The sequence below is a fragment of the Alteromonas sp. CI.11.F.A3 genome, from assembly GCF_032925565.1.
GTDB lineage: Bacteria > Pseudomonadota > Gammaproteobacteria > Enterobacterales > Alteromonadaceae > Alteromonas.
The window spans coordinates 1,890,127-1,912,982 of record NZ_CP136708.1 but is presented as its reverse complement, the minus strand read 5'-3'; the positions used below and the strand labels follow the sequence as shown (position 1 = coordinate 1,912,982).

General features: G+C 43.7%; 23 protein-coding genes. 6 read left to right on the top strand and 17 right to left on the bottom strand.

Features of this window, described 5'->3' with window-relative positions; all coding sequences use genetic code 11:
• Positions 1-52: 52 nt before the first annotated feature.
• The 6 genes from R1T43_RS08220 to R1T43_RS08195 form a co-directional block, all read right to left on the bottom strand.
• Positions 53-991 carry an efflux RND transporter periplasmic adaptor subunit gene (locus R1T43_RS08220; protein WP_305442846.1) on the bottom strand — a complete coding sequence of 313 codons (939 nt, stop codon included), beginning with the start codon at positions 989-991 and terminating at the stop codon, positions 53-55.
• Positions 988-2,310 carry a TolC family protein gene (locus tag R1T43_RS08215; RefSeq protein ID WP_208805182.1) on the bottom strand — a complete coding sequence of 441 codons (1,323 nt, stop codon included), beginning with the start codon at positions 2,308-2,310 and terminating at the stop codon, positions 988-990. The genes R1T43_RS08220 and R1T43_RS08215 overlap by 4 nt, the downstream gene beginning before the upstream one ends.
• Before the next feature lie 73 nt (positions 2,311-2,383).
• Entirely contained in the window at positions 2,384-2,779 is a 396-nt protein-coding gene (locus R1T43_RS08210; RefSeq protein ID WP_182671361.1) for a hypothetical protein, read from the bottom strand.
• A gap of 87 nt (positions 2,780-2,866) precedes the next feature.
• Entirely contained in the window at positions 2,867-3,751 is an 885-nt protein-coding gene (locus R1T43_RS08205; RefSeq protein ID WP_208805183.1) for a cation diffusion facilitator family transporter, read from the bottom strand.
• Positions 3,744-4,103 carry a DUF3703 domain-containing protein gene (locus R1T43_RS08200; protein WP_208805184.1) on the bottom strand — a complete coding sequence of 120 codons (360 nt, stop codon included), beginning with the start codon at positions 4,101-4,103 and terminating at the stop codon, positions 3,744-3,746. The genes R1T43_RS08205 and R1T43_RS08200 overlap by 8 nt, the downstream gene beginning before the upstream one ends.
• Complete coding sequence (locus R1T43_RS08195) at positions 4,100-4,735, bottom strand: cation transporter (protein WP_305442852.1); 636 nt, start codon at positions 4,733-4,735, stop codon at positions 4,100-4,102. The genes R1T43_RS08200 and R1T43_RS08195 overlap by 4 nt, the downstream gene beginning before the upstream one ends.
• Before the next feature lie 81 nt (positions 4,736-4,816).
• Between R1T43_RS08195 and cadR the strand changes: the two genes are divergently transcribed.
• Complete coding sequence (cadR, locus tag R1T43_RS08190; protein WP_305442854.1) at positions 4,817-5,206, top strand: Cd(II)/Pb(II)-responsive transcriptional regulator; 390 nt, start codon at positions 4,817-4,819, stop codon at positions 5,204-5,206.
• Between the two features lie 313 nt (positions 5,207-5,519).
• Here cadR and R1T43_RS08185 read toward each other — a convergent pair whose 3' ends face one another.
• Entirely contained in the window at positions 5,520-5,912 is a 393-nt protein-coding gene (locus tag R1T43_RS08185; protein ID WP_317354809.1) for a Cd(II)/Pb(II)-responsive transcriptional regulator, read from the bottom strand.
• 89 nt (positions 5,913-6,001) lie between these two features.
• On the opposite strand from R1T43_RS08185, the gene R1T43_RS08180 reads away from it, so the two are divergent.
• Positions 6,002-6,550, top strand: a complete 549-nt coding sequence (locus R1T43_RS08180) for a DUF3703 domain-containing protein (RefSeq protein ID WP_317353990.1) — start codon at positions 6,002-6,004, stop codon at positions 6,548-6,550.
• A gap of 198 nt (positions 6,551-6,748) precedes the next feature.
• Here the strand turns inward: R1T43_RS08180 and R1T43_RS08175 are convergent, their stop codons facing one another.
• The 3 genes from R1T43_RS08175 to R1T43_RS08165 form a co-directional block, all read right to left on the bottom strand.
• Entirely contained in the window at positions 6,749-7,540 is a 792-nt protein-coding gene (locus tag R1T43_RS08175) for a trypsin-like serine protease (protein ID WP_317354806.1), read from the bottom strand.
• A gap of 536 nt (positions 7,541-8,076) precedes the next feature.
• Entirely contained in the window at positions 8,077-10,119 is a 2,043-nt protein-coding gene (locus R1T43_RS08170) for an NADPH-dependent 2,4-dienoyl-CoA reductase (RefSeq protein ID WP_317355752.1), read from the bottom strand.
• A gap of 89 nt (positions 10,120-10,208) precedes the next feature.
• A complete protein-coding gene (locus R1T43_RS08165; RefSeq protein ID WP_317355749.1) occupies positions 10,209-11,060 on the bottom strand; it encodes a crotonase/enoyl-CoA hydratase family protein in 852 nt (283 codons plus the stop codon).
• 139 nt (positions 11,061-11,199) lie between these two features.
• On the opposite strand from R1T43_RS08165, the gene R1T43_RS08160 reads away from it, so the two are divergent.
• Positions 11,200-11,808: a TetR/AcrR family transcriptional regulator gene (locus R1T43_RS08160; protein ID WP_211072120.1), complete on the top strand. Its 609-nt coding sequence runs from the start codon at positions 11,200-11,202 to the stop codon at positions 11,806-11,808.
• 8 nt (positions 11,809-11,816) lie between these two features.
• Here R1T43_RS08160 and R1T43_RS08155 read toward each other — a convergent pair whose 3' ends face one another.
• Positions 11,817-13,463 carry a choline dehydrogenase gene (locus R1T43_RS08155; RefSeq protein WP_317354803.1) on the bottom strand — a complete coding sequence of 549 codons (1,647 nt, stop codon included), beginning with the start codon at positions 13,461-13,463 and terminating at the stop codon, positions 11,817-11,819.
• 293 nt (positions 13,464-13,756) lie between these two features.
• Between R1T43_RS08155 and R1T43_RS08150 the strand changes: the two genes are divergently transcribed.
• The gene (locus tag R1T43_RS08150; RefSeq protein WP_317354801.1) at positions 13,757-14,470 is read left to right on the top strand and encodes a DUF1439 domain-containing protein; all 714 of its coding nucleotides are present in this window, start codon (positions 13,757-13,759) and stop codon (positions 14,468-14,470) included.
• Here the strand turns inward: R1T43_RS08150 and R1T43_RS08145 are convergent.
• From R1T43_RS08145 to R1T43_RS08135, 3 genes are read right to left on the bottom strand one after another with little or no spacing between them, the layout of a single operon-like run.
• The gene (locus R1T43_RS08145) at positions 14,467-15,906 is read right to left on the bottom strand and encodes a wax ester/triacylglycerol synthase domain-containing protein (RefSeq protein ID WP_317354798.1); all 1,440 of its coding nucleotides are present in this window, start codon (positions 15,904-15,906) and stop codon (positions 14,467-14,469) included. The genes R1T43_RS08150 and R1T43_RS08145 overlap by 4 nt on opposite strands.
• 3 nt (positions 15,907-15,909) lie before the next feature.
• Positions 15,910-16,584 carry a TetR/AcrR family transcriptional regulator gene (locus R1T43_RS08140; RefSeq protein ID WP_211072116.1) on the bottom strand — a complete coding sequence of 225 codons (675 nt, stop codon included), beginning with the start codon at positions 16,582-16,584 and terminating at the stop codon, positions 15,910-15,912.
• Positions 16,585-17,793: a DUF445 domain-containing protein gene (locus tag R1T43_RS08135; RefSeq protein WP_211072115.1), complete on the bottom strand. Its 1,209-nt coding sequence runs from the start codon at positions 17,791-17,793 to the stop codon at positions 16,585-16,587. It abuts the gene before it with no gap.
• Between the two features lie 215 nt (positions 17,794-18,008).
• Here R1T43_RS08135 and R1T43_RS08130 point away from each other — a divergent pair, with 215 nt between their 5' ends.
• Positions 18,009-19,466, top strand: a complete 1,458-nt coding sequence (locus tag R1T43_RS08130) for a DUF3336 domain-containing protein (protein WP_211072114.1) — start codon at positions 18,009-18,011, stop codon at positions 19,464-19,466.
• Positions 19,467-19,528: 62 nt separating this feature from the next.
• Positions 19,529-20,962, top strand: coding sequence for a hypothetical protein (locus tag R1T43_RS08125; protein ID WP_317354790.1), 1,434 nt, complete (start codon positions 19,529-19,531; stop codon positions 20,960-20,962).
• A 142-nt stretch (positions 20,963-21,104) separates the two neighbouring features.
• Here R1T43_RS08125 and R1T43_RS08120 read toward each other — a convergent pair whose 3' ends face one another.
• The 3 genes from R1T43_RS08120 to R1T43_RS08110 all read right to left on the bottom strand — a co-directional run bounded on the left by R1T43_RS08120 (position 21,105) and on the right by R1T43_RS08110 (position 22,852).
• Positions 21,105-21,860 carry a hypothetical protein gene (locus R1T43_RS08120; protein ID WP_317354788.1) on the bottom strand — a complete coding sequence of 252 codons (756 nt, stop codon included), beginning with the start codon at positions 21,858-21,860 and terminating at the stop codon, positions 21,105-21,107.
• A 149-nt stretch (positions 21,861-22,009) separates the two neighbouring features.
• Positions 22,010-22,369, bottom strand: coding sequence for a phasin-related domain-containing protein (locus R1T43_RS08115; protein WP_057790879.1), 360 nt, complete (start codon positions 22,367-22,369; stop codon positions 22,010-22,012).
• Positions 22,370-22,459: 90 nt separating this feature from the next.
• Entirely contained in the window at positions 22,460-22,852 is a 393-nt protein-coding gene (locus R1T43_RS08110) for a VOC family protein (RefSeq protein ID WP_317354783.1), read from the bottom strand.
• Between the last annotated feature and the right edge of the window lie 4 nt (positions 22,853-22,856).

Genomic DNA, 22,856 nt, shown 5'->3' with positions numbered 1-22,856 from the left:
TGTTCGTCCCCCAATAACTGAGACGCATGACCAAGTAAATAGCATTGAGTTATTAGTGGTCATGACCGGCCTCCGACTTTTCTAAATCGGCTTTAAACAGGTAGCTGTTCTGGCTGACAATCACATCTGCAATGTGCAGACCTGATAACACTTCAATATTGTAGTTATCTTGTTGACCTAAGGTAACGGGCACGGGACGGTATTCATCACCTTCTTTGACAAACACGACAGAAGCCCCTTCAAACTCTTGAATCGAAGCTTTAGGCACCATCATGGCGACATCAAGTTTGTTGATTGTGACAAGCCCTTTGATAGCCGCGCCAACCGGCCACTGACCTGAGGTATTAGCTATTTTGGCATACGCCAATACATACGGTTTTTCATCTGGCGAGGGTAAGATATGCTGGATAGTGGTTTCTAACGATGAGCCTGCCACACTAAGTTGAACACTTTGCTGCTCTGCAATATCAGAGAGCTGTTGTGGGAAGACTTTAAGCTGTGCCCACACGTCATCATAGTTTGCGATTGAAAATAACACTTGGCCATTAGATAACTCGCCTTCATTGGCATGTCTGGCAATCACGGTGCCTGAAAACGGCGCGGCAACGGGATAACTTTTCAGGCTTTCGTTGGATTCAACTACCGCCAGTGTGTCGCCTTTTTTAACTTTTTTACCTAAATTTGCATTGACCTTGGTCACCATACCGTCGAATCGTGCACGCACATGACTCAGTGAAGCAGGGTCGGTCACTATATTACCATATACTGTGGTGGTGATATTAAGTTGACCGGCATTAACACTTTGTGTCACCACGCCCATTTTTTGCGCCATGCTGTCAGGCATGAGTACGCGTTCATCCTTATGGGCTTCCTCTTTACCATGCTCGCCTTCTGATGCTTGTATTGTGGTGCTTGATAAAAATCCCAACGCACTGCAAACAATGAAAACTAACAGAGCGTTTTGCTTCTTATTTAATATATTTTTGTTCATTTTGTTTTTCTCGAAAAAGAGGTGTTGATCGTATCCACAAGTGGCTGTGCAGTCAGTGATTCGATATCTGCACCGCGCTGATGAGCTTGCTTCGCTGATTGAATTAAGGCTTGTTTGGCATTGAGTAGTTCTTGACGTGTACTCACCCATTCAAGGTAGCTGAATCGACCGTTGATATAGGCTTGTTCTACTAATTCCAGCGCTTGAACTAAGGGTGGGATAATAGAGTTTTGCAGTGTCTGTACATTGAGCAACGCATTGTTTCTGACCATCAAGGCCATATTTAGCTGATGGTATAGGTTTTGCGTCGCTGACTCTTTTTGTTGTTCCAGCTGTGCCTGAATTGCCCGCTGCTTTTGGTACTCGCCAAGATTTCGGTCACCGGCAAACAGAGGCATACTCACGCCTGCTACAAAGGCTGTTTCATCTATGCCATTCATGCGCCTGATACCGGCCGTCCAGCTTAAATCCGATTGATTAGCTGCTTGAGTAAGGCGGACTTGAGAAGCCTGCAATCTCGATTCTTGTGCATAGACCTCAAGATTGGGACTGTCCAATAATGTGGTAAAAAGCGCGGTTAACGAAGGAGACGATTGCAGCGCAAATAAGTCACCCTCAACATAGGTAAAAGTGGGGTCTTTCTCCCCCCACATAATAGCCAGACTATTTATCATGGCTTGCTTAGTTTGCTGTGCCGTCACCACATCCAATCTAGCTCTTGCTAAAGCTGCTTCAGCGCGTTTCTGTTCAAATGCAGGGGAAGCACCTGCATCCACGCGTTTTGTGACTGCTTGATAGGTATATCGAGCAAGTGTTTCTGCATCTTTTTGCGCGTCAATTAACGCTTGTTGCGCCAATACATCGATGTAGCGACGTGTCACTTCAGCCAGTACATCCAAGGTGTGCACTTGTTTTTGCGCTTCGACTAAGGTGGATTGCGCCTTAGCAAACGCCTTACGTGAGTTGAGTTTATTGCCCAATTCAATGACCGACGACAATGTGAGAGTCAACTCGGTGTCCTTAATGCCAGAGACCTCGCCTGTTCCTAAGAAGTTTTCCATTTCAATGCCTACGTTGAGGGCTGGTTTGAGAGAAGCAGTTTTAATTTCTCCCTCAATCGCTTGTTGCCTATATGTGAACTCATGCAACTCGGGTGAATTCGCTAATGTTCGCTGTATGGCGCTTTGCAAGGTCATTTCTCGATTGGTGATACTGTTTGTTTGTGCTACTACCACGGTGTGTGTTGTCAAAAGGACAAGCATCGTGGAAATCACCCAAGCGTGCACACGCACAGGGCGACTCAATGAAAAATGCATCATTGTTTTATTCCTAAATTATCAAAAATATATATATCGCCAAACTGTTGGCGAACGGTGTTTGATTAGTTCAGGGTTATGCTTTAGGTGGGCGTAGTAATTGCGTGATCGGTGCATCTATTACTTTTGATAAGTAATAGAAATTGTGATGGGTGGCAACAGAATCGAGTTCGATACCATTGGTGCTTACAATCCATTGGGCATGGGTTCCGTGACAATGGCCACAGTGGTGGCAATCAGCAGGATTGTGAGATTTATCTACGGGGACGTTATCAGCATCAGGTTGTTCGCTAGATTTTAGTTGAACCTGCGCATGTTCAGTAGCGATGTTATCGCCCAATTGATGTTCGTGTATTTCATTTAGATGTTGTGAGTCGACAGTATGAGAATCCAATGTATTGGCGACAGCAGAAAACGACTGAAACAAAATCAGCGAAATCAGCAGGTAACTTGTCACCCTTACACTAAACATATCTATCTACTCTCATCTTTTTCATATTAACAGGTAATCGAACTAAGACCAATCGACCAACCTAAACAAAGTATTTCAATCATTACATTACTCATCACGACAATCTTCATTGGCAAATTCAATTTCAATGGTAGTGTGCACAAAATCAAACTCATCAAGACCTTGGCGAAGTTCGTCTTTAAGTGTTCTCAATTGAGAAACCGAAACATCTTGTTTCAACTCCACATGTGCCGTCATGACGCTATGTTCACCGTCCAAAGACCAGATATGAAAATGATGTATATCCGCCACATCATCAAATGACATGAGTACTTTACGCACTTCCTCCATCTGCTTAGCATCGGGCGTGGCTTGCAAGAATAACAATAAGGTTTCTTTTAGATTTCTAACAACATTGAATAAAATGAATAATGTGAAGCCAATAGATAAAATTGGATCTAAAATTGGCCATGGCTTAAACATCAGCACAATCGATACGATCAGCACTGCCACCCAACCCAATACATCTTCAAGCAAATGCCAGTTTAATATACGCTCGTTTAAGGAATTCCCTTCGCTAAGTTTATAAGCAGCAAATCCATTAACGGCGATGCCAAAAATTGACAGGAGTAACATGCCTTCGACTTGCGGCATTTCGGGTGCTGAAAGCCTTGGGATAGCTTCGAATAAGATCCATATTGAGCCAGTCGTTAACACTAACCCGTTGATCAATGCACCAAGAAGAGAAAAGCGTTTATAGCCATAGGAAAATGTATTGGTTGCTTCTTTATCACTGAGTTTATTTAAGCCCCACGCGGTGCCAATGGATAAACTATCGCCCAAATCATGCACTGCGTCGGCCATAATAGCTGTGCTGTTTGTCAGCCATCCACCGATAAATTCAATGATAGTGAATACGACATTCAAGAAAAATGCCCAGCCAATGCGTTTTGATGCGCTGTTATCACTGTGACTGTGGTTATGATTATGCATGGTTGATTTTATCCAATATCGCTTGATTTTCAGCACTGATTGGTAGTCGCTTAAAGGGGCTGATGTCAGTGCCGCCTGTGTTTCCTTTAGGTACAAGGCCGATAGCTGTTTTGGTTGCAGCACCAACTATTCTTATTACTTGTCCAAAAACGACTCTCCAATCTTTTTTTAGAAGACCATGTCGCAGCATTTTACAATGAATTAAACAATGATAAAAAGTAGAGTGCTGACCAATTACATGCGCATCCTCCAGCGCTGCAAATGCCTGCCTCTCATTGTTGTTAGACATTGCATCTGAGTAATCTGTTAATTTGGAATCGATATGCGGCTTAACGGCTTTATTGTATGTCATAGTAGATCACCCGCTTTACCTTTCTGTACTTCGTTATTGAGTACTTCCTGCTTGGCGTCTTTTAGGATCATCCACGCTCCGCGCAGCACGACAATCGACACTATACAGCCGATAACCAGATCCGGTACTCTGCTATCAAGCCATACCACTAATACTCCGGCGATGATGACACCCATGTTGGCGATGACATCGTTGGCCGAAAAAATCCAGCTGGCTCGCATATGTACTTCGTCGTTTTTATGATTACGAATAATCACCAAGCATGCGACGTTTGCAATTAGTGCAATGAACCCCATCCCTATCATTAGTGATGAGATAGGCTCACTGCCCAAGAATAACCTTCTGGTAATATCAATGAGAATAATTACGCCCAACAATAGCTGAAAGTAACCACTGATTTGTGCAGCTTTGGCTTTGTGAAGTATAGATTTACCCACAGCATAAATACCTATGCCGTATACAACCGCATCCGCTAGCATGTCCATAGAGTCTGCTATCAAAGCAGTAGAGTCAGCCAAAATACCCACAGTCATCTCAACGAAAAACATCACCGCATTGATGCCGAGCAGCCAATACAGAACCCGTTTTTGTGAGGCATCTTTGATTTCCACTTCACAGCCGCAACCACTCATTATTTAACTCTTATTCCAAATACTGTAGGTACAGTGTAAAGTCTATAGCTAGTATAGAGTCAACAGCACAAAGGCACGTTTATGAAAATAGGTGAGCTATCAAAAAAAAGTGGGTGTTCTATTCAAACGATCCGTTTTTATGAAAAACAGGGGTTGTTTGAGGCTTGCAATCGCAGTGAAGGTAACTACAGAATTTACGACGCCTCATCGTTGAGAGCACTGCGATTCATTAAACAATGTCGCTCATTAGATTTGACCATAATAGAAATTAAACAGCTGTTGGATACAAAAAATAATCCCGATAAAAGTTGTTCTAGTGTGAACAATTTGATCCATCAACATATGGTTGACGTCACGCATCGCATTGCAGAGCTTGAGGAGCTAAAACTTACTCTATCTGAGATGGCCTCGGCATGCACAGATGATAGAAAAGTTAAAGAATGTGGGGTATTGCAGTTGCTTGAAGAGTGATACTTATATCTACAAGTCTTGTAGTTTACGTTTGCCTAAGGTTTCATAATTGTACATGGTTCGCTAATTGATATTAGATAAAGTAACCAATACACAATAAATAGCTATGTCCGCATTTTTGGGCTAAGCAGTCGTTCGACTGAGGTAGGTCGAACGTCTGGTGATCGCTCTTTGTCGCTGCTCTATTGTCAATGTGCCAATGACCGCTTCACGTACGGAGCAGCCAAACAGTATCAATGGCATCTTGAGACAAAGAGCGGACCTTACCAGTCTCTAAAGAGAGTAACTATCTCATCTATCAACTGGTCAAGGTTTAAGTGGATTCGAGCTTACTGAAAATACCGCAAGTTTGAATTGTACTCGTACCTGAGCATTCGTTTGATAGTTGCTCTAATGTAATTTGCAGTCCTTGCAGTTCACGTATCTTTTCCTGAACTTTTAAAAGATGCTTTGCGATAAGCTGATTTACCTCATTACAGCTTTCGTCGGGCGCCTCCTTCCGGTGTAACAATGTCGCAATCTCTTTAATTGATATTCCCAGTGCGCGGCATTGTCGAATAAAGACCAGCCTTTCTAACGCTTCGCTATCATAAACTCTATAGTTTCCTGCACTGCGCGAAGGCAGTTTTAACAATCCGCTTCGCTCATAGAGTCGAATCGTTTGAACAGTGCAGCTTGTTTTTCTAGCCAGTTCGCCTATTTGCATAACTTTCAATTCTTATTTGACCCTATACCGAGTATAGACATTATAGTTTTGTTTTTAAACGGCAAGCAAAAGCGAGCGAGGAGTTCGAAATGAAATCAGTTGGAGTATGGATTGGTGTAATTTCCATTTGTATATGTTTAGTGCATGGTTTTTTCACAGGGCAAAGCGTAGTTCATAGCTTAGTTTTACACCCTATTGTGCTTCTAGCCAGCCTCTCATTGATAGCTTTTAGTTATCGTGAGCGTAACGTTGGAAATTCTGGTTCTAAGCACCAAAAAGGCTACTGTGAAAGAGCAAAGCCATTTGTACAAACAAAACTAAATCAAGCAAACACAGCTCGCGAAACAGGCGATGTTAAAGCTGAGTTTAAACATCTTGAGGATGCTCATGTCATCGGCCAACGTTCAACGTATCTGCATACGCTAGTTCATTGGCAGATGTTGGTATTTGGCGTTCGTTATAGGATTCTCAACGAAGTCATTGGACAATCTGTGCGCTTATTGGGAGCTATAACTAAAACGGTAGTAGGACTTTTACCTCATGGTAATACTGGCGGCAGCAATATCAGCGCATTTAAATCAATGCCAATATCGGAACAGAACCAAATCGTTTTAGCAAAAATAAATGCCAAGAAATAATGTGCATTTGCTAAGCCATGAGATGAATGAAGGCAATAGACAGAGCCGAAAGCTCGAAGCTCCGTTTTCGTGCGTTTCAGCCCTTAAGTCCTTGAGACAAGGCGCCGCCGTTTTCCCTTTACCTATGGGCATATGAATGCTTGATTAAACTAGGCAAAAAGGAGAAGAAACTAAACAATAAGTATTCTTTAGGCTGACTCACGAGTTGCCCAATACACTTTCAATCCAGTCTCGGTAATTTGACACCCTAACTTGATAAGCGGTAGTACCATATAAACCGCCTTTAAAATTAGCAAGATCTCCACGCCAAACTTGCCAACTCGATAAACCAACCAAATAAGCCTTACCGTTTTCAATTATCACTGAAGCTCCGCCACTATCACCAGCACCGTGCATTCCTTCAAGGGGCAATGCATCAGGTGGCTTATTAAATTTATATGAGAGCCAGTTTCCTTTTGAAGATTCAATAATGTTTCTAAAATGGTTTAATTCTCGCAATGATTTTGTTTCGAGGTTTTCACCAATTTCTCCGTCACCTGTTGCTCCACGACCAAATACTGTGATCTCTTTGCCCACTTGATCAATGTTTGGGTAGATATCAATTGGTTCTCTCGTTGTAACAGGGGAAGATAGCTTTATTAAAGCAATGTCACTTCTAGATTCTAGAAACTTCATTAAGGGAGCTGCATCACCTTTGAAGAGAACCTCATCTGGTTCAATATAAAGTGGATGTATGTGAACCTCTTCTATTTCAAAGACTTTATCGCCAACGCGTAATTTTTTACCTATGTAATTATAAAAAATGGTATGAGCGACTGTCACAATCCATTGAGGTTTTATCAATACCCCATGCCCCTCATGAGGTAGATCAATTAAGTATTTGGGTGCGTTTTCTAAGACATAATTTCGGGAGGGGATATCGTGCCGTTTCACTACAGCATTACTACTAGTTGCAACGAAAACAGCGAAAAAGAAAACCAAAACTCTCATATTACATCCATGTATATTAAGGGCTAACTAAAAGCCGCCTACAAAGACTTCATACTAACACCCGTTTTGCCTAAAAAAACATCTAACATTTATTCATGGAAAGGATATTAGACGTCCGCTTCACGTACGAAGCAGCCTAATAGCGCCAGAGGCTCCTTGAGACAATGAGCTGACCTTCGGCAATCTAACTTGCTTTCACAGTTTGGTACTACATAAATTGAATTAAGTGCCGTTTACGATAATTCGATAAAGTCGAATAATCGTAAACGGCATCCAAATCACAATATTCCTTTTATAAGTGAAGTGAATTGTTGAGCTCCTAAGGACCGCAAAACGTACAAAGCTGCCGCATACCAAAATAGCCCCGAAAGGCTCTTACTGGCGCTTAGCTATCTATAAAAAAATAACGCAGCAAATAAAAAAGGCCTATCCTCGCTGGGATAGGCCTTTTAGAAGATTATGAATGTTGGCGTCTATCAGAGTCAGTAAATATTAACGTACCTTCCTAACCCCACTGTAATGCACACAACATCAACTTAAACCGCAGCACACACTCGCGTACCTTGGTCGATAGCCCGCTTTGCATCTAGCTCTAGCGCTTCATCGGCACCACCAATTAGGTGATAAGGCATATTAAGCCCTTCAACAATGTCGCGCATCGGCTCTTGGCCAGCACAAATAATCACGTTATCGACAGCAAGCAGTTGGCTTTCACCGCCTACGGTAATGTGTAAGCCTTCATCGTCAATTTTGTCGTAAGTTACGCCTGGGATCATTTTAACCCCTTTTGCTAATAACCCTACTCGGTGTGCCCAGCCTGTGGTTTTACCCAAGCCTGCGCCCACTTTATTGGTTTTACGTTGTAGCAAGAATATTTCGCGACTAGAAGGCTCTGGCTGAGGCTTAACCCCTTCAATGCCTGAACGAGCGGTAAAGGTCATATCAATACCCCACTCTTTCATAAACGCGGGGATATCTTGGCTTGGGGTCGATTTTCCGTGTGATAAAAACTCGGCTGTATCGAAGCCAATACCACCGGCACCAATGATGGCTACGCGCTGCCCTACTGGCTTTTTCGCTTTAAGCACGTCTAGGTAGCTCATCACTTTTTCATGCTCAACGCCTTCAATGGCAGGCGTGCGCGGTTTAATCCCTGTCGCCACCATCACTTCGTCAAAGCCTTCATCATTTAGCATGGCTGCATCAACTCTGGTATTAAGCTTTAACGTAATATTTTTGTGCAGCTCAATTTGACGAGCGAAGTAACGTAATGTTTCGAAAAACTCTTCTTTACCCGGAATCTGTTTCGCTACATTGAACTGACCACCAATTTCAGCGGCGCTGTCGTAAATCACTACGTCGTGACCACGCTGGGCAGACGTTACGGCAGATGCTAAGCCAGCAGGGCCTGCACCTACTACCGCAATGCGTTTTTTAGTATCGGCCGGTACAACGTTTAGCTCTAACTCGTGACACGCGCGAGGGTTAACCAAACAGCTGGTTAACTTGCCATTGAATACATGGTCAAGACAGGCTTGGTTACAGCCAATACAGGTGTTTATTTCGTCTGCGCGATTTTGTTGTGCTTTACGTACGAAGTCGGAATCAGCCAAGAAAGGGCGTGCCATCGACACCATATCTGCATCACCACGTGCCAACACTTCTTCGGCTACTTCCGGCGTATTAATTCGGTTTGAGGTAATAACAGGAATACTCAAAGCTTCGCGGAATTTCGCCGTCACCCACGTAAATGCAGCTCTGGGTACTTTTGTAGCAATAGTAGGAATACGGGCTTCGTGCCAACCAATGCCGGTATTGATAATAGTGGCACCGGCTTTTTCAATTTCTTTGCCAAGCTTAACCACTTCTTCGTAGTTTGAGCCACCTTCAACAAGGTCTAGCATGGATAAACGGTAAATAATGATAAAGTGCTTACCTACTGCTTCGCGTACACGGCGCACCACTTCTATAGGCAACCGGATACGGTTTTCATATTCGCCGCCCCAATCATCGTCTCTGTGGTTAGTGCGCTTGGCAATAAACTGGTTTAAGAAGTAACCTTCAGAGCCCATGATCTCTACGCCGTCATATCCAGCGCGTTGTGCTTGGGTGGCTGAGAATACGAAATCTTTAATTTGCTGTTCAATTTCGTCGTCTTCCAATGCCTTTGGCTTAAAGGGGTTAATGGGCGCTTGCACCGCAGAAGGCGCTACCAATTTATCGCTATAGGCGTAGCGACCTGTATGCAAAATTTGCATACAAATTTTACCACCCGCAATATGCACGGCATCGGTGACTTCTTTGTGATGATTAATGGCTTCGTCTGTGTCTAATCGGCGAGTTGAGGGATGGGTTGAGCCTTCTTCGTTTGGCCCAATACCGCCGGTAACAATAAGGGCGACACCGCCTCTAGCACGTTCTGCATAAAACGCCGCCATATGCTTATGGCCCTTAGGCATTTCTTCTAAGCCAGTATGCATAGAGCCCATTAATACGCGGTTTTTAAGCTGGGTAAAACCTAAATCTAACGGGCGAAATAAACTTGGGTATACAGGATGATCGGTAACGGTCGTATTCATCATAAATCCTTAACTAGTGCCTGTTTCTTAATGCTTTTGTATTCTGTTTTTACTTTGTGTTTCACGTAGGCTATTCGGTCGCCTGCACGCTAGTCTTTCATTTTATTTACTGCGCCATGAAGTGGCTCAAAATCAGGAAGCGATTGGGTTTTCTGTGCTTCCATGGCTTTCATCACATCTTCCATTTGGAACATGCCTGCTTGCCAGGTGGCCATGTAAGTTAAGCTCTCAGCAATAGTGTGCTCTGTAGCGTAATTAATCATGGTTTTCGTGCCTGCTACCGCAACGGGAGAATTCATCGCGATAGACTGCGCTAACTTAGTCACTTCGCTAAGCATGATATCTTGATCATCAAATACCTTATTCACAAAGCCTAACTGCTGGGCTTCTTGAGCGCCAAAATTACGGCCGGTATACGCCAACTCTTTCACCACACCAATAGGAATAAGCTTAGGTAAACGCTGCAGTGTACCCACATCGGCGGTCATGCCTAACTGCGTTTCTTTTATGGTAAAGAAGGCATCACTAGTGCAGTAACGCATGTCGCATGCGCTAAGTAAATCTACTGCGCCGCCAATGGCACCGCCCTGTACTGCTCCAATTACCGGCATGCGGGCTTGCTCTATGGCCGTAAAGCTGTCTTGCAATAGCATCACCATGCGACGCATGCGTTCAGCGCGACGTGATGGGTCGCCTTTAAAGTCTTTTGCCATGTTCAAAAATACCGACAAGTCCATGCCGGCAGAAAAATGCTTTCCGGTAGAAGAAATGATAATAACGCGAGCAGTGCCCTCATCGTCTATCGCGCGAATGGCAGCAGGGAATTCTGTCCAAAAGGCTGGGTTCATACTGTTCATAGCTTCTGGCCTGTTTAGCACGACCTTTGCAATATATCCCTCGTGTATTACTTCAAGGGTTGAATACGGGTTTTCTTGCGACATTGACTCGGCTTCCACTTCATTCTCCTGTTAACATTTTTGCAAACTAGACGGCGTCAAGATAAAATGCAATGTTGACACTGTCAAGATAAAACGTTATCTATTCGTCTCAACCATAAAATAGGGTTTGGTTTACACCAGTATGACAAACGCAGCACAAACTTATCATCATGGCGATTTGCGCACCGCTTTATTAGAAGCGGCAACCAAACGGGTGGCAGAATTCGGTATAGACAGCTTGTCACTGAGAAAGCTTGCGGAAGATGCTGGCGTGTCGCGAACCGCACCCTATCACCACTTCAAAGACAAAAGCGCCTTGTTAAGCGCTATTGCAGCAAAAGGTTTTAGCCAGTGGCATACCAACGCTAAGCGAATTTTCGATCAACATGATGTGGCACCACAGTCGCGCTTTCGCCAGTTTATTCATGAATATATAGGGTACGCGGCGGATAACCCGCAAATGTATGAGCTTATGTTCGGCCGTACTATCTGGCACGACAATGGCGCTACACAGGGGCTAAAAGAAGTGGCTTACCCCTGCTTCCAGTTTCAAGTAGATATGACGAAATACTGGCAGCAAACAGGCCTACTTCCAGCCGGGCAAGATGCGCTTCGCATGGCGCAAGTGACGTGGGGCACCTTGCATGGCATTGCACGGCTATTGATTGATGGAATTTATGCGGATCGCAGCCACATCGATGAAATGTGTGACTGCGCCGCCGATTTGTTTATGCAAGTGCCGAAAAACTAGCCTATCGGTTAAATGGGTGCAGCAAGCCCTTCATGCTCGGCTTTGATAAAATCTACCGCTCGCTCTGCAATCATGATTGTGGGCGCATTGGTATTTCCGCCAATAAGGCTTGGCATGACAGAAGCATCTACCACACGTAGGCCCTTAACGCCCCTGACTCTAAGCTGGTTATCGACCACTGCCATAGGATCATCATCGCTACCCATTTTACAGGTGCCAATAGGGTGATAAATGGTTTCAGCTCGCTCCCTTAGGAACTCAAGAAGCGCTTCATCAGACTCAGCATCAGTGCCTGGATGCAGTTCACTGCCTTCAAATTTATCAAATACAGGAGCGGATAAAAGCTTTCTTGCCATTCGTATGCCTTCAATCATCACTTGCCTATCTTCAGGTTCCGTAAGGTAACCAGGGTCGATAAGGGGGTGATCGGCAGGATGGCTGCTTTGCAGTGTAATACTGCCCCTGCTTTTAGGATACAAACAACATACATGCACGCCGTATCCGTAACCAAAGGCAAACTTTCGCCCGTGATCATCTAATATCGCGGGCAAGAAATGAAATTGAATGTCTGGCCCTCGGGTAGCAAGGCTTGAACTTACAAAACCGCCCGCTTCAGCCACATTAGAAGAATAAATTCCCTTACGGTGAAAAAGGTAATCGTATGAGGCCTTTATGTACGAAGGTAATGCACCAGCAGCAATCGCATAACCTTCTCGTGCTTTACAGGTAAATTGAACAATGGCGTCTAGGTGGTCTTGTAAGTTTTGCCCCACCCCTGGAAGGTCATTCATGACATAAATGCCTTTATCTTCCAACTCGCTTCTTGGCCCTATACCTGAAAGCATAAGTAGTTGCGGAGAATTAATAGCCCCACCGCAGAGTATTACTTCACTATTAGCCGCGTCCCTATTAATAAAATACCGCGCAATTTTGCCTTTTTCACGCACTTGCACGCCAATGGCTCTGGTGTCGTCAAATAATACTTTCTCCGCAGCCACACCGGTTAGCACGGTAAGATTATTACGGTGAAGTGCTTGGCTTAAATAGCCTTTTGCGGTTGAGCAACGCTGTCCGTTAACTTGTGTAACATGATAATAGCCAATGCCTTCACGTATATCGCGGTTAAAATCATCTACAACATTAAAATTTGCGTGGCTTGCGGCTTCAACGAAAGCCTCAGAAAGCACGCTGGTGTGCTTAAGTTGAGAAACATGCAGCGGCCCACCTTCTCCATGGAATTCATCTTCACCTCTGAAGAAGTTTTCAGAGCGTTTGAAGTAGGGCAGCACGTCCTCAAAACCCCAGCCAACTGCGCCCTGCTCTACCCAATAATCGTAGTCTTCTTTTTGGCCACGAATATAACACATAGCATTAACCGAACTGCTGCCGCCTAGTGTTTTTCCTCTAGGCCAAAATAGCTCACGATCGTACAGTTCTTTTTGTGGTGCGGTATGATACCCCCACCCTATGCCTTCAAAACGGCTTAATAGCGATAAACCAAAAGGAATATGAATAAGCGGATTGGTGTCTTTAGTACCGGCTTCAAGCATCAGTATTTTCAGGGCTGGGTTTTCAGATAATCGCGCCGCTAATACCGCACCTGCAGACCCCCCGCCTACGATGATATAGTCATACTTACCCTGAATCTCATTCATGCATTGCTCCAAAACACTTTTACGCGGTGAAATACTCAGTTAATGCCTGTATTACTATGCAATTACGAATTGTAGACGCATGACTGAGCTGTGCCGACTCTTATTATTAGATGCTTAGTATTAGTCACTTATTATCAAAAATAAAATGATATGCAGCATTGTGGTAAGACCAGACTATCAAAATAATCAGCCCATCTAAAAGTGATATGTTATATATTTTAAAAACTGTTTTATGTATAACGAGTTAAGTCGATTGCAGCATGTTCCAGCTACTAAACGTATAGCATGAAAAAATGAAACTAGGTTTACGCGATAGAGGTATGCTTCTTATTTCCCAACTTTTAATCAAGCTAGGAAGGCTTCGCTACGATCAGTTTTCAGCTGATGAACTCAATACTTTGTTGTCTGAAAATCTGCCTCAATCGTTCCCCTTAGCCATACCGGCAGGCCAAGCCAATGTAGTGGTAACCAGTGGCAAACTAACCTTGAATGCCCCCGACAACCGCTTATGCATTCAATTATTAGCGTCAATCACCATTAACGTTGCCGACACGACCATTTATCGGGCTCACTTAATTATTACACTAAGTGCCTCACCGGATTACAACGTAAATGAATCTACCCTTTATTTTATCGATAAGCAGGTAGACAATATTACTATGGTGAACGATGACTACGCCTTGTTAAAGGACACCCAATTTTTGCTTTCCCGCTTTGTACCCGGTAATTTGGATGCCTTGTTTGGGCGCTCGCTTAAAAGCATATTTTCACTGGTAACCGTCGGCACGTCCGACCAAGCAGTAGAATATTTAAAGCTCTATTTAAGTGGCTCGAAACAGGCCGTGCTTGATTTCCATAAGCCACAAATTGAAAAAGCCATATTGGATAAAATGGCCACACTCCCTCTTCACCATATCATGCGCGAAGACCAATGGCGGGAAGTGCTTTTTGCTCGCTATGGTAAAAGCGTTAGAGTTGAACAAGACTCTCTTCGGTTCTATTTTTAGTGTTCGCTTACAATCGACACAGGCACCGACTCTTCATGCTCCCCAATATCAGTAATGCGCAGCCGAGGGTTATCGATGCAAGCCTCTAACATCTCGAACGCTTCTTGCACATAACCTGCTAATGGCTTCAATGTACTTATATTTTTATTGCAACAAACAATACCTACATTGGCCACACCTGCGTAGGTCATCAAGGTGATATTTATTCCGCCACCTGGTGTCATGGTGGAGATGGGGTAACAGGCAAGTAGCTTACTGTCTTTTAAATATCGCGTATCTCGTGGACCAGGTATGTTCGATACCAGAATATTAGCGATAGGTTTAACCACATTGGAAATTTTAAGCCATTCAAAAACCAAGGCAAGAGATTGGATCACAATGGTGTAGCCGCTAAAGGAAGCTGGTCGGGCTCGCATAGCAGCATGTTTTACAATTCTGTGGTTAATGATTATTTGGCGTAAACGAAGGTAAGGGTCCTGATCGCCATGCGCCAACTGTACCGGCACAATAGCAATTTTATTTCCTGTGGTTTTCTCTCCAGGCTTTCTAAGATTAATAGGCATATTGGTAAACAATGCTTTTTTGAAAACCTGACCATGATCTTGCAGTAACCGATGAACCCCAATATCAAAGGCACACAGAAGTATCTCATTGGCTGATGCACGGGTACGTCGAGCCAAGGCTTTTACCCGTTTAAAATCGATATCTGTGGTAGTGACCACCCTTCCCGCTTCAACTTGCCCCGTCAACACGGTTTTAGTGCCCGAAAAAGGCACAGGCATGTAATGGGGGTTCACTCTCAACAGTTTTAAAAAAATGCGAATCAAGATAACCAGCAAATCGAAGCCCGTTTTTATGGCGCTTCCCACACTCACTAAGCGTTTGTAAAAACTCGGTGAGTCGTTGCGTTTGTGTCGTAGTCGTTTTACCGCCCAGATAGGCGTGAATTCAGCATTATTGGAAGCAGAAACATAGCAAGATTGAAACCACCTCACTAAGGTCGCGCCATCGCCATACATATGATGTACCTTGGCGTAAATAGCATAAGTATTACTATTGCTATCGAAGATGAAATGGTACTGCCACAGCGGTTTATCAGGGTCTAATCGTGCGGCGTGCAGCTGGGCTACAAAATCATCTAGATTCTGTCGGTCACTCACATCGTCAATATGATGCAATTGAACATGGTAATCCATATTCAAATGTTTTACTGGCGAAAGACCGACCGGATAGCCTAGCACGGTTTTTACAACGCAATTAAACGGTGAAGTCCCTTTTGCAAAACCTTTGATTTCATTATAAATAGCAGGCACATATTCAGGGCTTTGCGCCCCTTCTGGCATCTCTAGTAATTGAAGGCATCCAACATGCTTTGGGTTGTCATCAGATTCCGTTATCCAAAAGGACTTATCAAGAAAACTTAGTGTTTTACTCATCGACTATTCCTTTGTATTAAACATATCCTGTGGCACATGCTCAGTGACATTGGCTAATGCATGTGAACGCAACGCATCTACAATACTGTTTTGCTGAGCATCACTGAGTACTAATCGTGGAAGTAAGCTAACCATCATGAGCGACAGCGCATGATAACGTTGAGATGTTTCATCCATATGGCTGTTAGTTTCATCAAATTGACAAGACTGAGTAATGATGAGGCTAAGCAGATCAACCAGCAACGTCAGATCTGAACGCGATGCAACCAACACATTCTTATTGTTTAACGTAGTCAGTAATTGAGAAAGTTGCTTATGTAAACTTGAAAGAATATTCTTCCGCGGCTTTTCAATTAACGGATATTTTTCAACAATATCCGCGGGGCTTCGATAAATAAACCGAAATACGTGCAAGCTGTCTACCAACAGATATAAGTAATACATTACCTCTTCTGCGGTAAGAGAATCTAACGCGTTGGGGACCAATACGCGCTGCATTTGCTTTTCATGCATACGCATAAGCGCACTCACCATGCTTTCTTTACCCTTGAAATGGTAATACAAATTGCCAGGGCTAATATCTAACTCCATGGCAATGTCCACACTGGTAACGCCGTTCTCGCCATGGCGATTAAACAGGGTGAGCGCAGTAAGTAAAATTCGCTGTGATGTTTTCATTTATAGAAACACCAAATATAACTGAGCAAAGCCAGCTAGTAGGCCTAATAAGGCACCTGTAACAATGAGCTTCCATTCGTCCTGTTGATAAGCCGGGCGCAACACCCCTTCAAACTCTTCAGGGCTAAGGGCTTTCATTCGTTCGCATAAATCTTGACCTACGTGCATAGCATCGTTTGCGTAATCGTAGGCATACAACAGGTATTTATCGGAATTATCGAATATCTGCTTCACCGCCAACGCTTTCATTTTATGATAATTTTCTGAGCCCACACCTAGGGCAAAGTATGGCTGAGTAATGGCGACATAGCGCTCTATAGCATCGTTAACGTGTAGCTCAATTAGCTCCAAAAATTGAGCTGAACCAGAGCCATGCATTATTACGTGGGTAATATTTTTAGGCGTGACCAGCTTCTGCTCAATAATTTCAGCGTACACCTCAGACACTTCTTTTTGCCGTTTTAAAAACATACCTTGTATGGTGACTGGCCCAAACTTAAAGGGTCGCTTAGGCTCAAAAATAATTTTTATCGCAATCCAATTTGTTGCATAGCCCACCAAAAGTCCGCCGAGGGGTAAAATCCACCAATTTTGGAAGAAGTACCACAAAATCATGGTGGGTAACCCGAACAGGAAACCAAAATAAAAGCCTGAACGCACAATAAAAGGAAACTCTTTGCTACCAGCGTTAAGAAAAATTTCATTTATTAACGAAGGTGAATTTACCAGCTGCTCAACCACAAGCTCTTTTATGTCGAGAATTTCAGCCACATTATGCTGAAAGTCATCCACCATCTTGTGGACGACATTGGGAATATCATTTTCAATACGCTGATAGACAAGGTTTTTTCCTTGCACGGGAAGCGCTGCCCACAATTGAGGGGCAGACTCAGACATAACGTCGTTAACGACTTTTCGGGTAACTTGCCCAAGTCGACGTTCAATTGCTTTGGTAAGATCGCTAGGGTCGATGCGTTGCGCGAGCTCTTCAACACTCAGCAACTTGCCTAAAACAAGCTCAACCTCAATCTCCGCCATTTGTCGGCGTTTAGCTGGAATTAACCCCTGCCATCCAAATATGGGCTTTATCCCGACAAACTCGATGGGATAAAACATCATCTTTACCGCGAGGTAATTCGTTAACCAGCCAACCAGAGCGCTTGTCAGCGGAATTGACAGCAAACTCAGTGTTTCTAAATTCCATTCCATATGGCGAATAACTTGCTCGAATTATTTTTCTTCTCTTTCAGGCTACTGAGTGCTTACGAATTGGTCAATGTTTTATCTGTAAATGCATCAAGGTTTCCAAGTTTTATTAAAATACATCAAAAAAAACCCGCTTAATTTTGGCTACTTTTTGTTAGGTAGCGCATTCTAAATTTCCTTTGTACACTTTTTGTATGCTCATTCGTGACACTGATAATATGGCTTTATTTGACTTACGTTTAAAAAAATTAGACCAAGACATTGCCCATGCTTCAAGCTATCAAGCGTACCAAGAAGCTTGCTTAGCGCATGATGAAATTTCCGGTGCAGAAGCATGGAAAGCCGATGATGCATCAGATGATTACGACTACATACTTATTCAAAAACGGGTACAGCGCTTAAAAATTGCCAGAGGCAATGGTGATATGCATGCGCTTATGTCAATTATTCATGAAGGCTTGCATGGGAATTTAGGCAATATTGCTAACCCTGCTATGCGCCGTAAATGCAAGATGGGCACTAAGTATCTCATCGTGCAATTCATTGATGAGGTCAAGCTGGCACTTGACCAGATTTACCAAGCAAATGAAGACGACGTAGACTTTTACGAGAAGCTGTCATTTTTTGAAGAAACTGCCCATGCATTCGGGCGCAGCTGCCTTATGTTGTCTGGCGGCGCTGGATTGGGCTTCTTTCATTGCGGGGTTGTAAAGTCGCTAAATGAGAAAGAGCTGTTGCCTTCTGTTGTGTCAGGCGCAAGCGCCGGTTCCATTATTGCTGCCTTGGTAGGCACACGTACGCATGACGAACTGCTTGATGCATTAAGCGCTGAAAGTATCTATGAAACATTCAAAAAATGGCGAAGCTGGGCGGGCTTTGGTAAAAATAGTTTGTTTGATAGCACGGTGTTAGAGAATGCTTTAATCAGCCTATTCGATTTAACGACCTTTGAAGAAGCCTATAAAAAAACCCGGCGGCATGTAACCGTAACCGTATCGCCTGCAGATTTACACCAACATTCTAGGCTACTAAACGCTAAAACATCGCCAAATGCTATTATCACCCAAGCGGTAAGAGCGTCATGTGCCGTACCGGTAGTATTTAGCCCCGTACAACTTCGCGCTAAAACACCAGCGGGTGATATCGTCCCCTATATTCCTAACCGACGTTTCGCCGATGGCTCACTAATGGCCGATTTACCTTTCGATAGACTTGCTAGGTTGTACGGCGTTAACCACAGTATTGTTAGCCAAACCAACCCACTCGCCGTGCCCTTTATTCAATCTGCGCGAATTAACCCTCAATCACTGTGGGGGCTATCGAGCAGACACGTGGGGCAGCTATTAAAAAGTAACAGTATTTTTGCCATCGATATTATTGAAAATATGATAGACAATAAGGGCGCTAAACTTGCTATTCATAAAGTGAAGTCTATTATCGATCAGCAATATGTAGGGAACATAAATATTCTCCCCAAACAACAAATTCGTAATTTGACACAAGTTATTGCTAATCCAAGTCTTGAAAGTATAAATGCGCTCATTGTGAGTGGAGAAAAATCAACTTGGCCACAGCTCGATGTTATTGAAAAAAATACCAAAATTAGCGAAAGTTTGCGGTATTATCTTGGCAAATTGAAACAAAGAGAAGCGGTTGAATTAGGACACAGTGCCTAATAACCCACCCCAAGCAGAAATCTAACTGACACTGGGGTTGAAAACATATACGAAGGATATCGGTGAGCGCACAAATTCAAAGCCCAGACAGCATCTACACGCAGCAAGTTAAACAATTAATAAACATGGTGTACCCACAAGAGGTTGGCTATGGCTCAATCTTTGAAGATGCGAAACATTTTTTTGCTTTAACACCTGAGCTAGAAGCGCATGTTGAGGAGTTGAAGGTACAGCTAAAAAAAGCGGAAGCTTCAACTAAGAAAGAAGTCCTTGTAGATCAGCTCAAAAAGCAAATTAAAAACTCTAGCCAAAAGCTTGAAGAGGAACGCTTGGCGCGCCTTGCGCGTATTGATGAGGTGAGCATTAAGCTTATCAAGCTGTGCGAAGGAGATAGCTGGCAAGAAACTCAGCAGCTAAGTGCAAAGTTTCTTGGCACCTTAATGTTACTCACTCAAGGCCCCGAGGGTAAGTTTGCCCGCATTCACCAGCGCTTTAAGCCGCTTTACAAAGCCGTGTTGGTGTTAAGACTTACTGATAAATTACTCGATCACGACACCATTGCGCACAAGTACCTTTCAAAATATCGTGACGCGATCTCTCGTATGCGTGGTAACCGCTATTGGCGTGAAAAGTGGCGTATAGAATTAGGCCGCCCATTAATTACTGCCTCTTTGCTACAAGATGTAGGCTTACAAAGCCCCGCCGCATTAACGATATTACGCGGTGCAGACAACAAATTAGATGAATTCCGATTACTAGAAGAATCTCAGCGAAAAGACTTGTTGAAGCTTAACTATCACTTCACCATGAAATACCTTACTGAAGGGTTAGGCATTCCAGCCTATGTGGGAAACGTGAAGGAAGAACGTGACCGATTTGTGCAGACCCACAATGAGGCCAATGAGTTTGTTAGCCAGTTGGTAAAAGATGCCTTTGTGTCTAAAACTGGTTTAGGTGAGCTAATTAAAATACCGCAAATTTATGCGTCTGTTATTTTTTCCACTAAAAATGACTATAGCCGTAAAAACCTACCTAAAGGCTATTTGCTTATAGAGCAGCTATCTAAAAAAGGCGCGTTAAATAAAAAGCTTGCGGAGGACTTTATTGATTTGGTCGGTTACTTCCCGCAAGGCTTCGGCATTACTTTCATTCCCGTTAATGAAAACGGCCAAGAAAAAGACCAATATGAATGTGCGGTGGTGATAGGATTAAATCCAACCAAACCTGGCGAGCCAATTTGCAAAGTGACCACCCGCAATCAAAAGCATATCAGTAGCGGTCATATTGAAGTTATTGAGAAAGGCAGAAATCTTTATTTCCCTGTTAGCAGAAAGAAGCTGATGAATGTCGATAAAGCGCGCTTAAAAGAAATTATGAGCCAGCTTTCCAGTAATTTCACCCCAGACGCAGTAGATGACTTAATCCCCAGCTTTTGGGAGCCTCACGACTATTTTAGTTTTAAGAAGCACCAAAATCTGTGGAGCAAAACAAACTAGGCCTGTAGCTAAGTCTTAACGCCTGAGGCGATGCAACGCCCGTGGCTAAGCATTAACAACGCTATCAAACGCGACTATAAAAAAAGAGAGTGCCCTACTCTCTTTTTGCGCCTAACGGTTTAGCCCGTAAGGTGCTACAGGCTTACGAGGCGCCATCGGTCTTGCTGTCACCGTTGGCTTTCGTCGCAGTTGACGTGCCGCTACTTGATGTTGAAGACTTCGTTGCCTGGGGCTTAGTTTCTGAAGCCTTGGCGGCAGTCGTTTTAGTCGCTGCTGGCTTCGATGCAGCGGAAGTCGTAGTGGTTGATTTCGCGGCGGCAGGAGTTTTTGCCGTAGTGGTTTTACTAGCCGTAGAGGTTGTTTTGGTGGCAGGTTTTGAGGCTGCTTTAGGTGTAGCTTTCGCCGTGGGTTTTGAAACTGTTTTAGGTGTGGCTTTCACCGTGGATTTTGAGACTGTTTTAGGTGCAGTTTTTGAAGCAGTCTTAGCTGTCGACTTTGGCGCCGCTTTTACCGGGGCTTTTGTTGGCGTTTGGGCTTTCTCTGCTGCTCGTTTCGCGGCAAGCAATGCTACTTGCTCTACCAATAAATCAACTTTAGCGGAAAGTAATTCTATCTGCTGCTCACGCTTAACCCGAGCTTTTCCACCAGAAATTAAGCTAAACAGAGGCGTAGACCTCACCAACTGTTGCGCACTATCAACGAGTGAAACTGGGTTCAGTCGACGTTTCAACTCACCTTCGACTTCAGCGCCCTTGCGCTGCATAGCCTCAATTGAGGAGTGAGTATCATCAATTTTTTTACTTACTGTAGTAGCTGTACTATCAAGTTGCGCTGATATTAAATCAGAACCTGCTGTAAGCCATCCAAATAAGGGTGATGATTTGTGATTATTAGGCATGTAACCTCCCGCTTCGAAAACGAATAGGGCAAGGTAGTTTTACAGTCGCATCGGCGCTAGCATTTGCACTAACGCCTTTGTCAGTAACCGTACTACAAAAAACGACAACAACTACCTTGCTGAAAAATAGCAACAATAAAACGCGTGTGCTATTTATTCGCCGCTAACTTAGCTACGGCTTCCGTCAACGCGTCAATTTTTGCTGAAAGCTCTTCAATACGATGATCGGCGGGGTCGGTATCTAGGCCCAGTTTTTTACGTACATCTGCCACACGGTTTTCAACATCATTAGTGGTCGACTTAAACTTACTACGCGCATCGTCTTCTAGCGTTTCACCTTTGGTGACTAAGTCATCAAACATTTTGTTCGCGTCTTCACTTAGCTTTTCGTAACGACCTTGCGCTTCTTCTACGCTTTTTCCGTACGCGCCAAGCCCTGCTAGCCAAATTTTGCGAGCCATGTCTTCTGCTTCGTTAATTTTACCTTTAATGGTATCAGTGGTTGTCATCGTCAGCTCCTGTGAATGTTCGATTACAGAATCACTATACAAAGTACAATTAGAAACCGCATACTAATAAAAAACAAAACCACAAAAAGTTTACGCTTGGGAATGAAACCCAATCATATTCCCTTCAGTATCAATCGCTAACGCAATAAACCCATATTCACCAATCGACATTTTTTCTTTCTCAAGAACGCCCCCTGCGTCAACTACCCTACCCGCTTCAACGTCGCAGTCCTCACATGCAAAATAGACTAAGGTGCTATTTTTACCTACTGGTGCGCCCTCCATGTGAACTAGTGCGCCACTGGCGCCATAATGCTCCATGTCAGAAGGGAACGTCATCATACTGAACGCGCCTTGTGATTTATCGGCAGAAGGGTCTTCTAGTGCTTCTAAAGAGACCTTCAGTACGCTTTCGTAGAAAGCCTGCGCGCGTGGCATATCTTCAACATAAATTTCAAACCAACCAACGGGATTACTGTTCATAGCA

Coding starts and splice junctions, on each gene's coding strand:
- R1T43_RS08195 (WP_305442852.1), bottom strand. CDS start 4,735: ATGAGTGGTTGCGGCTGTGAAGTGGAAATCAAAGATGCCTCACAAAAA.
- R1T43_RS08145 (WP_317354798.1), bottom strand. CDS start 15,906: ATGAGTAAAACACTAAGTTTTCTTGATAAGTCCTTTTGGATAACGGAA.
- R1T43_RS08165 (WP_317355749.1), bottom strand. CDS start 11,060: ATGTCGCAAGAAAACCCGTATTCAACCCTTGAAGTAATACACGAGGGA.
- R1T43_RS08150 (WP_317354801.1), top strand. CDS start 13,757: ATGAAACTAGGTTTACGCGATAGAGGTATGCTTCTTATTTCCCAACTT.
- R1T43_RS08115 (WP_057790879.1), bottom strand. CDS start 22,369: ATGACAACCACTGATACCATTAAAGGTAAAATTAACGAAGCAGAAGAC.
- R1T43_RS08155 (WP_317354803.1), bottom strand. CDS start 13,463: ATGAATGAGATTCAGGGTAAGTATGACTATATCATCGTAGGCGGGGGG.
- R1T43_RS08130 (WP_211072114.1), top strand. CDS start 18,009: ATGGCTTTATTTGACTTACGTTTAAAAAAATTAGACCAAGACATTGCC.
- R1T43_RS08220 (WP_305442846.1), bottom strand. CDS start 991: ATGAACAAAAATATATTAAATAAGAAGCAAAACGCTCTGTTAGTTTTC.
- R1T43_RS08185 (WP_317354809.1), bottom strand. CDS start 5,912: ATGCAAATAGGCGAACTGGCTAGAAAAACAAGCTGCACTGTTCAAACG.
- R1T43_RS08205 (WP_208805183.1), bottom strand. CDS start 3,751: ATGCATAATCATAACCACAGTCACAGTGATAACAGCGCATCAAAACGC.
- R1T43_RS08160 (WP_211072120.1), top strand. CDS start 11,200: ATGACAAACGCAGCACAAACTTATCATCATGGCGATTTGCGCACCGCT.
- R1T43_RS08180 (WP_317353990.1), top strand. CDS start 6,002: ATGAAATCAGTTGGAGTATGGATTGGTGTAATTTCCATTTGTATATGT.
- R1T43_RS08210 (WP_182671361.1), bottom strand. CDS start 2,779: ATGTTTAGTGTAAGGGTGACAAGTTACCTGCTGATTTCGCTGATTTTG.
- R1T43_RS08140 (WP_211072116.1), bottom strand. CDS start 16,584: ATGAAAACATCACAGCGAATTTTACTTACTGCGCTCACCCTGTTTAAT.
- R1T43_RS08120 (WP_317354788.1), bottom strand. CDS start 21,860: ATGCCTAATAATCACAAATCATCACCCTTATTTGGATGGCTTACAGCA.
- cadR (WP_305442854.1), top strand. CDS start 4,817: ATGAAAATAGGTGAGCTATCAAAAAAAAGTGGGTGTTCTATTCAAACG.
- R1T43_RS08200 (WP_208805184.1), bottom strand. CDS start 4,103: ATGACATACAATAAAGCCGTTAAGCCGCATATCGATTCCAAATTAACA.
- R1T43_RS08175 (WP_317354806.1), bottom strand. CDS start 7,540: ATGAGAGTTTTGGTTTTCTTTTTCGCTGTTTTCGTTGCAACTAGTAGT.
- R1T43_RS08215 (WP_208805182.1), bottom strand. CDS start 2,310: ATGATGCATTTTTCATTGAGTCGCCCTGTGCGTGTGCACGCTTGGGTG.
- R1T43_RS08170 (WP_317355752.1), bottom strand. CDS start 10,119: ATGAATACGACCGTTACCGATCATCCTGTATACCCAAGTTTATTTCGC.
- R1T43_RS08110 (WP_317354783.1), bottom strand. CDS start 22,852: ATGAACAGTAATCCCGTTGGTTGGTTTGAAATTTATGTTGAAGATATG.
- R1T43_RS08135 (WP_211072115.1), bottom strand. CDS start 17,793: ATGGAATGGAATTTAGAAACACTGAGTTTGCTGTCAATTCCGCTGACA.